We start from the raw sequence: 14,485 nt of genomic DNA on the forward strand, positions 1-14,485 counted from the left end.
CCTTCAAGTGACGGACTCTACTCAAATCTGGAGGAAGTTCAGGGGCTCAGGTCAAGTCGTCCAAAGTAGGTCGACTTAGTCGGGCGCTAAGCCAGACTGCCTGTTATTGGAGACGTTTATCGGCAGGAAGAGGTCGGAGAGATCATCTCTCGGCTATTGCCTCGCCTCCGGACGATGATCTCTCCGACCTCTTCCTGCCTTTTAAAGGTAAAGAGCCAAATTTGCCCCCACCCCCCGAATTCACTCAGCTTTATAGCGATCTGAACAGGGACCAGCTTCGCGTTCGTCGACCTAACCGCTTCGTCTTTTTCTGTGGCGGGGCGATAGCGGATGGTGTGGGGGCTGCCGCAAGCCTTAGGCACTATCTGCTCGAAGATAGAAAAATCGAGAAGCGAATAGACGCCGAGATCGTACTGGCGGAACAAGCAAACCAACTCTATCGCGATACTTCGTATAACGACCTTATAACTTTCGAGGAAGACATTGCCCGCATATCGGCAATGGTTCTTCTAATTGCTGAGAGCGCGGGATCACTAGCCGAACTCGGAGCGTTTGCGACAAATGATACAATTCGGCAGTCGCTGACGATATTGCTTCGTTCTGACCACGAAGAGGAAGAGTCATTTATTCGGTACGGGCCAGTTAAAAAGGTTCAGAATGAAGACGGTGACCGGGTGGGAGTCTTTCCCTGGCGTGTGAATGGAAAAGGACGAGTAGTAAAGGCTTCTGCACGTCAGCACGTAAAAAGCATAGTAGATTTTATAAACGTTCGCCTTAAGAAAGTTCCGCAGGAGGAACTGTTCCGCGCAAATCCGACGCTGCAGAAGTTCATCTCGATATATTGGATTCTCTATCTATCTCAGGCGATGTCGATCTCTGAGCTAAACGCATACCTTGTTGCGTGTGGATTTGCGGATGATACGGCGGACGTCAAGAATAAACTATTCTGTATGAAGATGGTTGGTTGGGTAGATCGCTATACTTATGCCAATAAAACATTCTGGTTTGTCAATTTTTCTCAGGATCCTTTTAGTAGATACGCATTTGTTGAAGGTGTAGTGGAAAGAGACACCGCTCGCCGGAAGGCGAGCGTTGTCTTTGCTGTACAAAAAGACTTAAAGATACCGCGGCACGTCCGCGACCATGTCGTAACTCAACAGCAGAGTGCCATGTCATGAAGCTGTTAAAGGAAATGATGGTCACAACCGGTCTGGGGCTCTCGGACATTAATCGCATCGTGGAGAGCGCTCCGAGACGTTACAAAGAATATTATATTCCCAAACGTTCTGGTGGCATGAGGCTGATCGCTCAGCCGTCTCGCGAGCTCAAGGTGCTGCAGCGATTTGTATTGTCTTACGCACTAAATGATTTGCCTGTTCACGCGAGCGCCATGGCCTACGCCGCTGACAGAAACATTTTTGACAATGCAAAGAGCCATCGTAGTAGCGATGCGATCTTGAAGCTCGATTTTGAAAATTTCTTTCCTAGTATAAAAGTTAGGGATTGGCATCAATTCTTAAAGGAAAAGCAGTCGGGAAAATGGACCGATGGTGAAGTCGATATTCTTTCGCGGGTATTGTTCTGGGGGCGGGGCGTGAATGAGCCTAAGTGTCTCTCAATTGGTGCGCCGACATCCCCGATGCTCTCAAATATTTTGCTTTACGAATTGGACACGAAAATTGCGCAATTGGTGTCCAGTAAGAGTGTTGTTTATACTCGGTATGCTGATGATATAACCATCTCAGGACAGTCAATGAACGCTGTGCTCGATATTGAAAGATCTATCTATGCAGAGGTGGCGGCGCTCAAGAGTCCTAGGCTAAAATTCAATTCCAAAAAGAGAGGTGTTTATACTAGGGCCCAAAGAAGGATGGTCACCGGTTTGATTTTGACACCGGAATCTAAGATATCCATTGGTAGGGAGCGAAAGCGTGCAATCTCATCTTTGCTTCACAAGTTTTCTCTTGATCAGCTCACCATGAAAGATGTCGGCTATTTAAAGGGTATGCTTGCCTTCGCAATTGCCAATGAGCCTGATTTTGTAGGTCGGTTACGAAGCAAGTATGGAGACGAGCTGATAGATACAGTCCTCAAAATTCATCTCCCAAAGCGCGAGCTGCGCTTCCCTATGGGGTGACAGAGACTACAAAAGGATATCCGCGTTTAACTTGCCATCCGGTTGCGCTAGAATGCTGCCAACAGAAAAAAAGGCATTCGGAGGGAACAATGGCGGAAGTGGATCTGGTCATCCGCGGCGGCACGGTCGTCGACGGCTCTGGCAGCAGCCCGTGCGTCGCCGACATCGCGGTCGACAAGGGCGTCATCGTCGAGATCGGCAAGGTGGCCGCGAAAGGCCGCGAGGAAATCGACGCGAAGGGCCTGCTGGTCACGCCGGGCTGGGTCGACATCCACACCCATTACGACGGCCAGGTGACCTGGGACAGCCGCATGACGCCGTCCTCGATCCATGGCGCGACGACGGTGGTGATGGGCAATTGCGGCGTCGGCTTCGCCCCCGTGAAGAAGACCGATCACGACCGCCTGATCCGCCTGATGGAAGGCGTCGAGGACATTCCGGGCGCCGCCCTCCATGAAGGTCTTTCCTGGGAATGGGAAAGCTTTGCCGACTACATGGCGGCCGTCGAACGCCGCCCGCACGACGTCGATGTCGCGGTGCAGGTGCCGCATGGCGCGGTCCGCGTCTATGTGATGGGCGAACGCGGCGCGAAGCGCGAAGCGGCGACCGATGCCGAGATCGCCGAGATGCGCGAAATCGTCCGCGACGCGATCAGGGCCGGCGCCATCGGCTTCTCGACCTCGCGCACCGTCGCCCACCGCACCAGCGACGGCGACCTGACGCCGACCATCGGCGCGGCCGATGCCGAAATGATCGCGATTGCCGAAGGCTTGAAGGAAGCTGGCGCCGGCGTCCTGCAATGGGTTTCGGACTTCCGCGACATCGATCACGAATTCGCCCTGGTCGAGAAACTGGTCGAGGTTTCGGGCCGTCCCTTGAGCTTCTCGCTGGTTCAGGCCGACGTGATGCCCGACCAGTGGCGCGAGCTGCTGTCGCGCCTCGATGCGGCCGCCGCCCGCGGCCTGCCGATCCGGGCCCAGGTGCAGGGCCGCCCGGTCGGCCTGATGCTGGGCCTGCAGGGCTCGGTCCATCCCTTCCTGACCCGGCCGAGCTACCGCGCCATTGCCGGCAAGCCGCTCGAAGAGCGCGTCGCCATCATGCGCGACCCGGCCTTCCGCGAAAAACTCCTGGCCGAGGATCTCGAACCCGGCCATCCCTTCCTCAATTCGCTGGCCGGCGCCTGGCACAAGATGTTCGAGCTGGGCGATCCGCCGAACTACGAGCCGGCACCCGAAGACAGCATCGGCGCGCGCGCGAAGCGCGACGGCGTCAACCCCGATGCCATCGTCTACGACATCCTGACGGCCAATGGCGGGCGCAACTTCCTCTTCTTCCCGCTGCACAACTACTACGACTTCAACCTCGACAATGCGCTGACCATGATGCGCAACCCGAACACGCTGTTCGGCCTGTCCGATGGCGGCGCCCATGTCGGCGTCATCTGCGATGTCAGCGTCCCGACCTACATGTTGACCCATTGGTGCCGCGACCGCTCGCGCGGCGAACGGCTCGATCTGCCTTTCGTGATCCGCAGCCAGACCCGCGCCACGGCCGAAGCCATCGGCCTGCTCGATCGCGGCCTGCTCGCGCCGGGCATGAAGGCCGACATCAATGTGATCGACTTCGACCATCTGCGCCTGAAGCCGCCCCACATGGTCTACGACCTGCCCTCGGGCGCGCGCCGGTTGATGCAGGAGGCCGAAGGCTATGTCGCCACCATCGTCAGCGGCGAGGTGATCTATCGCGACGGCAAGCCGACAGGCGCGCTGCCGGGCAAGTTGGTGCGCGGCCATCGTCCGGCGCCGGCGCCCCTGCGCGCAGCCGCCGAATAGGGGAGGGGAGAATGACCGTTCATGTACTGGAGCCCGCCTGCGACTGGCGCGCGGCCGATGTCGCCGACGAAACGCGCTGGACGCTGCAACTGTCGCCGGCCGATATCGCGGAACTCGAAGCCGCGCTGGCCTGCGCGAAAGCCCGCGCATCCGACCTGCTCGATGTGACGAAGGACGATTTCCCGCTGCCCGCGCTCGCGCCGCGTCTGGCCGAAATCGAGGCGCAGCTGATCGACGGTTGCGGTTTTGCCCGCATCCGCGGCCTGCCGGTCGAACGTTATTCCGACGACGATGCCGCGCTGATCTATTGGGGCATCGGCATGCATCTGGGCCGACCCTGGCCGCAGAACAGGCATGGCCATCTGCTGGGCGACGTGACCGATCACGGCAAGTCGGGCGCCGATCCGACCTCGCGCGGCTACGAGCTGGGCGGCGTCGCGCTGCCCTATCACTCCGACGGCTCGGACCTTGTCGGCCTGATGTGCCTCCGAAAGGCCATGTCGGGCGGCATCTCGACGGTGGCCAATGCGCTGGCGATCCACAACGAGCTGGTCCGCACCCGGCCCGATCTCGCCGAGCTGCTCTACGAGCCGCAGCCCTATGACTATCGCGGCGAGGAACCGAAGGGCGGCCAGCCCTTCTACACCATGCCGGTCTTCACCGAACATGCCGGCCGCCTCTTCGTGCGCTACATCCGCCCCTATATCGAGGCCAGCCAGCGCCATCCCGACGCGCCGCGCCTGCACCCCAGGGCCCGCGAGGCCTTCGACCTGATCGACGCGATGTGCGCCGACCCGGCCTTCAATGTCTATATGGATCTCGAACCGGGCGACATGCAGTTCGTCAACAACTACCACGTCCTGCATGCGCGCACGGCCTATGAGGACTGGCCCGAGCGCAGCCGCAAGCGCCATCTGAAAAGACTCTGGCTCGAAACCGCACGCCTGACCGACCGGCCGGAAAGGTTCCGCAACTTCTCCAGTCACTGGGGCGAGAAGCGGACGAAAAGCGAGCTGAAGCTCGACGCCTGATGCTGGCCGCCTTGCGGTCCTGTCTGTCGTTCGCCGCACCCGCCTTGAATGAGCCATGCTTTCGCGTCACTCTCGGCGCGCTGGCGTTTTGCGCCGGCCCCTGGGCCGCGTGAGGCCCGACAGCAAGAGGCTTGAAACCATGACCGACACCATCAAACCGCGCGGCGCCACGGCACGCCGTCCGGTCCCGCGCAAGACGACGGCGGCGAAACCCCGCCCGAAACGCGTCGCGGCCGCGGCAAAGCCGGCCGCGAAGAAAACCACCGTGAAGAAGCCGGCTGCGAAGAAGCCTGCCGCGAAAAAGGCGCCGGCGCGCAAGCCCGCCGTCCGGCGCGCCAAAAAGGCCGCAGCGAAGCTGACGCCCGAAAAGGCGGCTCTGCGCAAGCAGCTTGAAAAGCAGATCGCCGCGCTCTCCATCGAGGTCGACAAGGCCGAGAAGGAAGCGAAGAAGGCGCTGAAGGCGACCGAGAAGCGTTATTCCGGCGTGCTGAAGCAGCTGAAGGCCGATCGCGCCCGTCTGGTCAAGCGCATGGGCGAACTGGCGCGTCAGGGCGAAGGCGCATTCGACGAGATCAAGGTCGGCGTCGAGGGCGCCTACAAGGAACTCTCCGAAGCGGTGGTCCGGGCCTACGGCCACTTCCGCTGAAATATTCTCGAACCATCGGACGGAAAAGGGCGGGCGCAAAACCCCGCCCTTTTCTTTTCTCTTTTGCGGCGGGCCTTCTTGCGCCGCAAAACGGTCTGGGGCCTACTTCCGGCATCGCTATTGCCGGAATTCCGCAAACAGGGAGTGACCCATGAACCGCGTGCTGGCCCATACGGGCGCCAAATATCCGATCGTCCAGGCCCCGATGGGCTGGATCGCCCGTTCGCAACTGGCATCCGCCGTCTGCAAGGCCGGCGGTCTCGGCATCATCGAAACCTCGTCGGGCGAGACCGAAGCCTGCAAGGCCGAGATCCTGAAGATGCGCGAACTGACCGACGCGCCTTTCGGCGTCAACCTGCCGATCCGCTTCCTCAAGGACGACGCGATGCTGCGCTTCGTCTGCGATGCCGGCGTCAAATTCGTCACCACCTCGGCCGGCAGTCCGGCAAAGTTCATCGCGCCGCTGCACGATGCCGGCATCACCGTCTATCACGCGGTGCCGACGGTCGATGCGGCGATGAAATGCGTCGATGCCGGCATCGACGGTCTCGTTGTCGAGGGCACCGAAGGCGGCGGCTTCAAGAACCCGGAGGAAGTCGGCACGCTGGTGCTCTTGCAGGCGATCCGCGCAAGATCCGATATTCCGATGATCGCGGCCGGCGGCATTTGCGACGGCAAGGGCATGGCGGCGGCCTTCGCGCTGGGCGCCGAAGCCGTGCAGATGGGCACCCGCTTCGTCAGCTGCGCCGAAAGCCCGGTCCACATCAACTACAAGCAGGCCATTGTCGATGCCAAGGAGACGGGCACTTATGTCCTCAACAAGAAGTCGACGCCCTGCATCCGCGCCCTGAAGACCGAACGCACCGCCGCGATCCATGAGGAAGGCCTGATGCCGCCGGATACTTTCGCCCGCATCCTCGATCTCTATTTCGGCGGCGACATGGAAGCCGCTGTCGGTCTGGCCGGCGAAACCGCCGGCCTGATCACCGAAATCAAGTCGGCAAAGGACATCATCGAGGAGACGGTTGCCGAATTCTTCGCCATCACCTCGCGCATGGGCGCGCTCGGCGCCGCGCGGAATTTCGGCTGATCCCTCAATGCAGCAGCCGCGGCATCGCCTCGGGAAAGGCGACGCCCGGCAGCAACCCGTTGCCGAGCCTCAACCCGGCCGCCGCCAGCGCCAGCGCCAGCCGCTGCGCCGGCGCCCACACCGGCGAGGCGCCGCAGGGCGCCGGCCCGCCATGCCGTGCGAACGGGGGTGAAGCCCGCTCCCGCCGCTGCAGCGCGCCGATAAAGGCGAGAATCCGCGCCTCGTCGCTGGTCAGCACGCGCCAATGCGGGCAGGGGATTGACAGCGGCCGCGCCACGGCGCGGCGCAGCGCCTGGGCGAGATCGGCCACCGTTTCGGCGCCGCCCGGCAGCTCCAGCGCGTCGAAGGCGCGCTGCACCAGCAACGGATGCGGCGCGCCGTCCTCGGCCGCGCGCCACTGCACGCGCAGGCACCAGACGACGAATTGCTCGGCAAAACCGAGTTCGCTGAGCGGCTGCTCGGGCGCATAGGCGGCGGCGGGATTCTCGAAAATGGCGGTTGGGGCGGGTTTCATGGCGATCCTCGGATGGCGCTGTTGCGGACGGGATGTGGTGACGATGATGCAAATGCGAATGAATCGCAACTAAAAACGGCGACGGCCCTTTGCCGGCATGCCGGCCGGTAATGGAAAATTTCGGCGGAAAGCCTTGGTTTTCATTGACAGGGGGGATGACGGCCTCTACACACCCCCCGAACGCAATCGCACGTGCCACTGGCCGGACCGGTTATGTAACGGCGTACGCGTCTCTTTGGACAATTTCGGCGGCATGCCCCATGCGGGGCATCGTTCAGGTACCTCCGCCGGGTTTCGAGGGAGATTGCATATGTCCGGTTCTAGTCCGAGGGGCTGACGCCCCGGATCAAGCCGAGCCACCGTCGCGAAGGCGCCTTTCCAGGCAAATTCGAACGCGCATGTCGGGCGAGCTATCGCCCCGCAATCGGCAGCCACTTTGAGCGCGCGAGCCTGCGGGCCACGCATATTCAGTTCACGTATCAATGACATCCAGGGGTTCCGGTCCCGCGGACAGGCCGTCCGCACCCGGCACCCGGTCCATCTACTGGTTGGGGAGAGGCACATGTCCGAATCCAATGCCCTCTTCCAATTGGGGATCGACTTGAACAGCGTTTCAAGCAGCACCCAGGCGGAAGTACTCGAGTTCCCGATTGCGCAGTCGAAAGACGTGAAGGCCTCGCCTCACACGTCGAGCGACGAACGCACCGACTTCTTCATCGAGCGCGACGGCAAGCGTTTTGCCGGCACGCATCTGATCATCGACCTGATCGGCGCCAGCCGTCTCGACGATCTGGCGCATATCGAGGCGACGCTGCGGCGCTGCGTCGAAGTGTCGAAGGCGACGCTGCTGCACATCCACCTCCACCACTTCACGCCCAATGGCGGCGTGTCGGGCGTGGCCGTGCTGTCGGAGAGCCACATCTCGATCCATAGCTGGCCCGAGGCCGACTATGCGGCACTCGACGTCTTCATGTGCGGCGAGGCCGAACCGCACAACGCCATCGAGGTGCTGCGCGAAGCCTTCGCGCCGTCGGACATCCGCGTCGGCGAGCATCTGCGCGGCGAGGACATGGTCTGATGGCCCGAAAGGACATGGAGGCGGGAAAAGGACGTTGGGTGATTGAGACCCTCTATGAAAAAGAGGGTTTCACCTGCGCCTTTCGCGCCGACAAGGTGCTCTACGAGGAAGAGACCGGCCAGCAGCATCTGGTGATCTTCGAGAACGGTCTTTTCGGCCGCATGATGGCGCTGGACGGCATCACCCAGGTCACCGAGCGCGACGAGTTCATCTATCACGAGATGATGACCCATGTGCCGATCCTGGCGCATGGGGCGGCGAAGCGCGTCCTCATCATCGGCGGCGGCGACGGCGGCATCCTGCGCGAAGTGATCCGTCACAGGAGCGTCGAGCATGTGACGATGGTCGAGATCGATCCGGCCGTGACGGATTTCTGCAAGAAGCAGCTGCCGCAGATTTCCGCCGGCGCCTTCGACGATCCGCGCCTGAACCTGGTCTTCGCCGACGGCGCGAAATTCGTGGAAGACACGGACGAGAGCTATGACGTTGTCATCGTCGATTCGACCGACCCCATCGGTCCGGGCGAAGTGCTCTTCCGCGAGGAATTCTACCGTGCCGCGCGGGCGCGGCTGACGCCCGGCGGCGTCATCGTCACGCAGAACGGCGTTCCCTTCATGCAGGGCGACGAACTGCAGGGCACGATGGAAAAGTTCCGCCGTCTCTTCAAGGTGGCGTCCTGCTACCTCGCCACCATCCCGACCTATGTTGGCGGACCGATGGCGATGGGCTGGGGAACGGACGACGAGACGCTGAAATCGGTGCCGCTCGCCGAACTCGAAAGCCGCTACGCCGATGCCGGCCTCGCCACGCGCTACTACACGCCCGAGGTTCACAAGGCCGCCTTCGCGCTGCCGCGCTATGTGCTCGATCTGGTCGAGAAGGCCTGAACCCGATTCATCTTTTGGCAATCTCTTGGCGCGAGCATTGATTCGGGCAGCGTAACCGCTTGTGTCTCTTTGTGACATTTTGTTTGCACGAATCGGCAAGCCATGATTCGCTGAACGTCAATTCCCGCTATGCGTCCGGATGGTGTGCCGGACGTCTGAAAACAGGGAGTTCGGGCAGGATGACCCAGGTTTGGGACGGAGACGATATGACCGGCTTTGCCCGGTCGAAGGCGGGACGGCCGGAAGAGGCGCGCATTGTTGCCGAAGTTCCGCATACGTCCGATTTTCTGATCGTCGGTGCGGGCCTCGTCGCTTCGGTGACGATTTCGGCACTGGGCCTCTGGAAGCTGGTCGAACTGGTCGTCGCCTGACGCCTTTCAGTCGAGCTTCCCATCCGCAATGACGATGCCGTCGGCATCGGCATAGAGCCATTCGCCGGGACGGATCGTCAGCCCCGCGAAATTTACCGCCACATCTGTCTCGCCCTTTCCTTCGCGCGCGCTTCGTTTCGGATGCGCGGCCAGTGCCTTGACGCCGATGGCGCATGCCGCAAGTTCCGTCGTGTCGCGCACGCAGCCATGGACGACGACCCCGGCCCAGCCGTTTTCTTCGGCGAGCTTGCCCAGATTGCCGCCGAACAGCGCACAAGCCGTCGATCCGCCATTGTCGACGACCAGCACCCGGCCGTGCCCGGCGCCCTCGACGGCCTTGCGCACCAGCGCATTGTCGTTCTGCAGGCGCAGCGTCGTCACCGGACCCGAAAAGGCGATGCGCCCGCCATAATCGCGAAAGACCGGCGCCGCGTGGCGCACATGTTCGGGATGGGCATCGGAAAGATCGGTGGTGGCGGGCGAGGTTTCGGCGGTCATGAGCGGGGCTTCCCTTGCGGCAATGTCGGCGCCTCTTATAGCGAGAGGGCGGGGCGGAGCGCCACGGCTTTGTCGCCCTTCCTTCGGGCGGTTCCGCGCGCTTCCGAAACCCGCTAGGCTTTTGTCACCGATATCTGAAAACACCGGATGGCAGGGGTTTGAGGGAGCCGCTGCCGAACCGGAAGGGAGGAAACCATGGCACAGGCTCTGGCAAAAACGGCGTCCGGCCCCACGGTCGCCATTCTCGGCGCCGGCGTGGCGGGCATCTGCACGGCGATCAAGCTGAAGCAGGCGGGCATCGCGGATTTCACGATCTACGAAAAGGCGTCCGAGATCGGCGGCACCTGGCGCGACAACACCTATCCCGGCTGTTCCTGCGACGTGCCGCTGCACATGTACCAGTTCTCTTTCGACATGCGCCCCGACTGGACGAAGAAATTCGTCTTCTCGGCCGACATCAAGGCCTATCTCGAATCCGTCGTCGACAAATACGGGCTGCGCGGCCATATCCGCTTCGACACCGAAATCGACGATGCGCGTTTCGACGAGGCGAGCGGCACCTGGGCGCTGAAATCCGGCGACCGCAGCTTCACCGCCCATGTCGTCGCGGCCGGCACCGGCCAGCTTCACCGCCCGGTCTGGCCCGACATCAGGGGCCGAGAAACCTTCGCCGGCGACAGCTGGCATTCGGCGCAGTGGAACCACGATGTCGACCTCAAGGGCAAGCGCATCGCCGTCATCGGCAATGGCGCCAGCGCCATCCAGTTCGTGCCCGAGATCGCGAAGGAAGCGGGTTCCGTCACGATTTTCCAGCGTTCGGCCAGCTGGGTCCTGCCGCGCCCGCAGCGCGAATTCTATGGCTGGGAGCAGGCCCTCTATCGCGCGCTGCCCTGGACGATGAAGATCCAGCGCTGGAAGATCTACTGGTTCGGCGAACTGCTCTTCCGCGCCTTCCACACCTCGGGCGCGAAGCTGAAGGAAATGGGCATTGCCGAGATGGAGACCTATGTCGCCGATCCCGACAAGCGGCGCAAGCTGACGCCCGATTACGAGCCGGGCTGCAAGCGCGTCCTCTTCGCCAACGACTGGTGGCCGGCCATGGGCAAGGATCATGTCGATGTGGTGACTGACGGCATCGACGAGATCAACGCCGGCGGCATCCGCACGAAGGACGGCAGGCAACACGATTTCGACGTGCTGATCTACGGCACCGGTTTCGACACGACGCATTTTCTGGGGCCGATGACGATGAAGGGTCTGGCCGGCCGCGACCTGAAGGACGCCTGGAAGACCGGCGCGGAAGCGCATCACGGCATGACGGTGGCGGGCTTCCCCAATTTCTTCATGCTCTACGGCCCCAACACCAATCTCGGCCACAACTCGATCATCTTCATGATCGAATGCCAGGCCAACTACATCGTGCAATGCGTCAGGAAGATCCGGGACGAGAACCTGCTCTATATCGACGTGAAGCCCGAAGTGCAGCGCGCCTCCAATGAAAGCGTCCAGGCCGACAATGCGAACTCGGTTTTCGCCAGCGGCTGCACCAGCTGGTACAAGACCGCCGAAGGCAAGGTGACCAACAACTGGGCCAACTACACCTTCAGGTACTGGTGGCGGGTCCGGCGGCCGAATTTCGCCGAATTCAACATCCGTACACGGACGGTGAGTGCCCAGGGCGCGGGCGTGGAGGGGGCCGCGCGGCCGGTCGCCGCCGCCGGCTAGGCCGGAGCGGGTCCGGCCCGGGGACAAGTTTTTTTGCGGGCGGGGATATCTGCCCGCCGGACCCGGGGATAACCGGGTCCACGCCCCGGGGATAAGTGGCCCCGGCGGAGTTTTGTGACAGTTCCGTGACAGAGGGGGGGTCGACGCTGTCTTTTGCGCTGTCTCACTCGCCCATCGCGGCGCGCATGGCGGCCGCGGTGAAGGCGTCGCCGGGAAAAAAGGATTCGATCACCAGTTCCGAAAACGAGATGTCGACCGCCGTGCCGAAAACGGTCGTGGCGGTGAAGAAGGTCAGCATACCCCCTTCTGAACGAATTCTCAGCGGTGCAATCAGCCCGCCATATTCGTCCTCGGCGCTATCCTCCGTGCCGCCCGGCATCGCCTTGAGTTCTTCAAGCAGCGCCGCCAATCCTTGATCCGCCGTCTGTGCGACCTGGCGTTCGAGCCGCATGAAGATGTGGCTGCGCCAGCCGGCGAGATTTTCGATGCGCGGCGCCAGCCCGCGCGGATCGAGGCTCAAGCGCAGCACATTGACCGGTGCTTCAAGCAGCGCGGGATCGACGTCCTGCAGGAAGAGCCCGGCGGCATCATTGGCGGCGACGAGGTTCCAGTGCCGGTCGACGGCAAGCGCCGGATAGGGCTCGCTTCCCTTCAGCACCAGATCGACCGCGCGCCGCGCGGCCGCCGCATCGGGACTGTCGAGTCCGGCTTCGGAATAGACCGGCGCGAAACCGGCCGCCAGCAGAAGCGCGTTGCGCTCGCGATAGGGCACCTCGAGCAGTTCGGCCAGATGCAGCAGCATGTCGCGGCTCGGCCGCGAACGGCCGGTTTCGAGAAAGCTCAGATGCCGCGCCGAGATGTCGGCGTCGCAGGCAAAGGCAAGCTGGCTGAGGCGGCGGCGCTGCCGCCACTCGCGGATCTGCTCGCCGACGGGCTGTGTGTGCATGTTCATGAGACAGAGCCTATGCGGCCCCGCGCTGGCAAACAATTACCTCCCGCGTAATCGACTTCGCGCGGCAGCAGCCCCAACTATGGCCGGCAAGCAAAGACCCGAAGCCGAAACAAGCAAAGGAGATCTTCCATGGCCCTCGCGATCGTCAACTCCATTTCCGCCCGCCATGCCGTGCTGGCCGATGCCGCCGCCAGCGGCGCCATGGCGGCGCTTTTCATCGCCGGTTCGGGCATCGTCGCCCAGATGACGGGGCTTCCCGCCGGTTTCCTCTTCTGGGTCGGCGTCGCCTTCCTGCCCTGGGTGGCGGCGCTCGCCCTGATCGGACGCGCGGAACCGCCCGCCGCCGGCGCCGTCGAGGCGGTCGTCGCCGGCAACGCGCTCTGGGTCGTTGCATCCATCGCCGTCCTCGTTCTCCGCGTCTTCGACCTCAATGCGTTTGGCGTCGCCTTTGTGGTGGCACAGGCGATTGTCGTCGCCATCCTCGCCGAACTGCAATTCCTCGGCCTGCGCCGCGCGGGCTGAGCGCAAGCCCTGTCGCCCAAGGAAAAGGCCGTGGGAGCGATCCGACGGCCTTTTTCTGTATGCTGAGTTTGGCGCTCCGTCGCCCGAAAAACTACGGAAATCCCGTATATTTTCTTGACGCTACGGAAATCCCGTATATGCTGCCCAATGATGGCCCCGAAGAATTCGAATGGGACGATGCGAAGGCCGAGGCCAATCGCGCCAAGCACGGGATTCCGTTCGAACTGGCGGTCGAGGTTTTTGATGACCCGGATCGGCTCGATGTCGGCGACGAGCGTTTCGACTACGGCGAAGAGAGACGTAATGCCGTGGGCATGGCCGAGGGCGTGGTGCTGACGGTGAGTTACACGATTCGCGACGGCGTTTGCCGGATCATCTCGGCACGGCCCGCAAGCAGGAGGGAACGCGAAGCCTATGGCGACCGTTCGATATAAGCGCAAGGAGAAGAAGGCGTCCGGCTTTTCCGAAGCGAAGAAGCCGCGCTTCGACGCGCGCGAGCCCGTGTCCGATGCCGATGCGCCGGAACTGACCGACGATCAACTGGAGCGCGCGAAGGCAGCGCGCTTCGTGAAGTCGGTACGCGCGGAGACGGGGCTGAGCCAGGAAGCGTTCGCCGAGCGTTACCACATCAATGTCGCCCGCCTGCGCGACTGGGAACAGGCGCGCTCGAAACCCGACAGCGCGATTGTTGCCTATTTCAAGGTGATACGGCAGGAGCCGGAGTTGGTGGCGCGGGTGGTGGAGTGAATCGGCGAATGACCGGATCGTCCAGCATCAGGAAGGGTCGCCGGTCGGCCAGGGCTCAAGCAACGACTCATGGACTTCCGTGGACGAACCATCTTCATATTCGATGCTGTAGACGACACCCGGTGGGAAGGTCTCGAAATATGCGCCCCATCGCGTGGGACCAGCATGGACCATGACAATCCATGCCTTCGCATCGGGGCGAAGCTCCTGAGATGCCTCATTCTTTACACGCACGATGTCGCCGAAAGTGAAGGAAGTCACAAGCCTCTCCCGTGCAATATGCAATCATTGCCTGCCTCAAGGTAGTCCGGCAAGAGGCGGAGATGGTGGCAAAGGTGATGGAGAGATAGTTACGAATTGCATCGTCGCGAGGTGCATCGTTCTTCCACCCTCCCCCTGAGGATTCCTCTGCAAAACACAGTGTGCTTTGGTCGTCAGAGGGGGGGGCGGATCGG

At 62.1% G+C, this 14,485-nt stretch carries 17 protein-coding genes; 13 read left to right on the top strand and 4 right to left on the bottom strand.

Going from position 1 to position 14,485, the window contains the following annotated elements; genetic code table 11:
- Window positions 1-221 precede the first annotated feature (221 nt).
- The 6 genes from AAC071_RS16370 to AAC071_RS16395 all read left to right on the top strand — a co-directional run bounded on the left by AAC071_RS16370 (window position 222) and on the right by AAC071_RS16395 (window position 6,736).
- Window positions 222-1,178, top strand: a complete 957-nt coding sequence (locus AAC071_RS16370) for a retron St85 family effector protein (RefSeq protein WP_339834680.1) — start codon at window positions 222-224, stop codon at window positions 1,176-1,178.
- A complete protein-coding gene (locus AAC071_RS16375) occupies window positions 1,175-2,137 on the top strand; it encodes a retron St85 family RNA-directed DNA polymerase (protein WP_339834683.1) in 963 nt (320 codons plus the stop codon). Before AAC071_RS16370 ends, AAC071_RS16375 begins: the two co-directional genes overlap by 4 nt.
- A gap of 89 nt (window positions 2,138-2,226) precedes the next feature.
- Complete coding sequence (locus AAC071_RS16380) at window positions 2,227-3,969, top strand: amidohydrolase family protein (protein WP_339834686.1); 1,743 nt, start codon at window positions 2,227-2,229, stop codon at window positions 3,967-3,969.
- An 11-nt stretch (window positions 3,970-3,980) separates the two neighbouring features.
- Window positions 3,981-5,000: a TauD/TfdA family dioxygenase gene (locus tag AAC071_RS16385; RefSeq protein ID WP_339834688.1), complete on the top strand. Its 1,020-nt coding sequence runs from the start codon at window positions 3,981-3,983 to the stop codon at window positions 4,998-5,000.
- 139 nt (window positions 5,001-5,139) lie between these two features.
- Entirely contained in the window at window positions 5,140-5,646 is a 507-nt protein-coding gene (locus AAC071_RS16390) for a hypothetical protein (RefSeq protein ID WP_339834691.1), read from the top strand.
- 151 nt (window positions 5,647-5,797) lie between these two features.
- Window positions 5,798-6,736 carry a nitronate monooxygenase gene (locus AAC071_RS16395; protein ID WP_339834694.1) on the top strand — a complete coding sequence of 313 codons (939 nt, stop codon included), beginning with the start codon at window positions 5,798-5,800 and terminating at the stop codon, window positions 6,734-6,736.
- 4 nt (window positions 6,737-6,740) lie between these two features.
- Here the strand turns inward: AAC071_RS16395 and AAC071_RS16400 are convergent, their stop codons facing one another.
- Window positions 6,741-7,250 (bottom strand): hypothetical protein, encoded by a 510-nt coding sequence (locus AAC071_RS16400; RefSeq protein WP_339834697.1) that lies wholly within the window; start codon window positions 7,248-7,250, stop codon window positions 6,741-6,743.
- A 562-nt stretch (window positions 7,251-7,812) separates the two neighbouring features.
- Between AAC071_RS16400 and speD the strand changes: the two genes are divergently transcribed.
- The 3 genes from speD (at window position 7,813) to AAC071_RS16415 (ending at window position 9,586) form a co-directional block, all read left to right on the top strand.
- Entirely contained in the window at window positions 7,813-8,328 is a 516-nt protein-coding gene (gene speD, locus AAC071_RS16405) for an adenosylmethionine decarboxylase (RefSeq protein WP_339834700.1), read from the top strand.
- A complete protein-coding gene (gene speE, locus AAC071_RS16410; RefSeq protein WP_339834703.1) occupies window positions 8,328-9,215 on the top strand; it encodes a polyamine aminopropyltransferase in 888 nt (295 codons plus the stop codon). The genes speD and speE overlap by 1 nt, the downstream gene beginning before the upstream one ends.
- 179 nt (window positions 9,216-9,394) lie before the next feature.
- Complete coding sequence (locus tag AAC071_RS16415) at window positions 9,395-9,586, top strand: hypothetical protein (protein WP_339834706.1); 192 nt, start codon at window positions 9,395-9,397, stop codon at window positions 9,584-9,586.
- Between the two features lie 6 nt (window positions 9,587-9,592).
- Here the strand turns inward: AAC071_RS16415 and rraA are convergent, their stop codons facing one another.
- A complete protein-coding gene (gene rraA, locus AAC071_RS16420; RefSeq protein ID WP_339834709.1) occupies window positions 9,593-10,084 on the bottom strand; it encodes a ribonuclease E activity regulator RraA in 492 nt (163 codons plus the stop codon).
- A gap of 195 nt (window positions 10,085-10,279) precedes the next feature.
- Here rraA and AAC071_RS16425 point away from each other — a divergent pair, with 195 nt between their 5' ends.
- On the top strand, window positions 10,280-11,809 hold the full coding sequence (locus AAC071_RS16425; RefSeq protein WP_339834711.1) for an NAD(P)/FAD-dependent oxidoreductase: 1,530 nt from the start codon (window positions 10,280-10,282) through the stop codon (window positions 11,807-11,809).
- A 163-nt stretch (window positions 11,810-11,972) separates the two neighbouring features.
- On the opposite strand, the gene AAC071_RS16430 is transcribed toward AAC071_RS16425, so the two are convergent.
- The gene (locus tag AAC071_RS16430) at window positions 11,973-12,761 is read right to left on the bottom strand and encodes a helix-turn-helix transcriptional regulator (RefSeq protein WP_339834714.1); all 789 of its coding nucleotides are present in this window, start codon (window positions 12,759-12,761) and stop codon (window positions 11,973-11,975) included.
- A gap of 129 nt (window positions 12,762-12,890) precedes the next feature.
- Here AAC071_RS16430 and AAC071_RS16435 point away from each other — a divergent pair, with 129 nt between their 5' ends.
- The 3 genes from AAC071_RS16435 to AAC071_RS16445 all read left to right on the top strand — a co-directional run bounded on the left by AAC071_RS16435 (window position 12,891) and on the right by AAC071_RS16445 (window position 14,030).
- Window positions 12,891-13,283: a hypothetical protein gene (locus AAC071_RS16435; protein ID WP_339834716.1), complete on the top strand. Its 393-nt coding sequence runs from the start codon at window positions 12,891-12,893 to the stop codon at window positions 13,281-13,283.
- 137 nt (window positions 13,284-13,420) lie between these two features.
- Window positions 13,421-13,717 (top strand): BrnT family toxin, encoded by a 297-nt coding sequence (locus tag AAC071_RS16440; protein WP_339834719.1) that lies wholly within the window; start codon window positions 13,421-13,423, stop codon window positions 13,715-13,717.
- On the top strand, window positions 13,698-14,030 hold the full coding sequence (locus tag AAC071_RS16445) for a helix-turn-helix domain-containing protein (protein WP_339834722.1): 333 nt from the start codon (window positions 13,698-13,700) through the stop codon (window positions 14,028-14,030). Before AAC071_RS16440 ends, AAC071_RS16445 begins: the two co-directional genes overlap by 20 nt.
- Window positions 14,031-14,057: 27 nt before the next feature.
- Here AAC071_RS16445 and AAC071_RS16450 read toward each other — a convergent pair whose 3' ends face one another.
- Window positions 14,058-14,291 (bottom strand): hypothetical protein, encoded by a 234-nt coding sequence (locus AAC071_RS16450; protein WP_339834724.1) that lies wholly within the window; start codon window positions 14,289-14,291, stop codon window positions 14,058-14,060.
- Between the last annotated feature and the right edge of the window lie 194 nt (window positions 14,292-14,485).

Source organism: uncultured Parvibaculum sp., from assembly GCF_963975745.1.
Lineage (GTDB): Bacteria > Pseudomonadota > Alphaproteobacteria > Parvibaculales > Parvibaculaceae > Parvibaculum.